The organism is Kitasatospora aureofaciens, from assembly GCF_019192735.1.
GTDB classification, from domain to species: domain Bacteria; phylum Actinomycetota; class Actinomycetes; order Streptomycetales; family Streptomycetaceae; genus Kitasatospora; species Kitasatospora aureofaciens_A.
Genome location: NZ_JAHTKP010000202.1, coordinates 1 through 593 on the forward strand (window position 1 = coordinate 1; position 593 = coordinate 593).

General features: G+C 70.8%; 1 protein-coding gene. It reads right to left on the bottom strand.

The window, feature by feature from the left end:
* Positions 1–593 (bottom strand): transposase family protein (locus KV557_RS42000; protein ID WP_218207393.1); only part of this gene is annotated, 593 nt, incomplete at both ends.

Consider the following 593-nt stretch of genomic DNA (forward strand, 5'->3'; position numbering starts at 1 on the left):
GTGCCACCTGGTGGTGCGTCAGCACCAGCAGGGCCCGTACCAGCGCGGTGGCGTGCCGCGGGTGCATGCGCACCTTGGTCAGGATCCGGAAGGTCTTCAGGCTCGCGAAGCCGTGCTCGACCGGGGCCCGCAGGCTGCTGATCAGCCGGTTCACGACCTTCTTCGGCGAGGACAGGCGCTTGCCGCCGCTCGCCTTGAACCCGGTGATGACCGCCGGGTGTTCCCCGTCGCCGTCGTCCAGGCCGACGAAGCCCAGGTCGGCGACCGCTCCCAGCTCAAACTCGCGCAGCCGCGCGCACAGCTTCTCGTAGCGGGCAGCTGTGATCTCGCTGCACGCGCCGCGGCGGGCCGAGGAGATCCACAGCAGCCGCCCCTTCGCATCGGTCAGGGCGAGGAAGAGCAGGCCGTGCGCCTTGTGCTTGCCCGAGTAGTTCTTCCGGTTCGCCTGACCGGTCCGTCGCCGGGTGCGGATCAGTGTGCCGTCCAGCAGCACCACGCACCCGCTGTCCTTGGCCACCTTCGCCAGTGCGCGGTCCAGGCGCGGGGAGCGGGCGGCCAGCAGGCCGATCACTTCCAGCACCCAGCGCCGCACC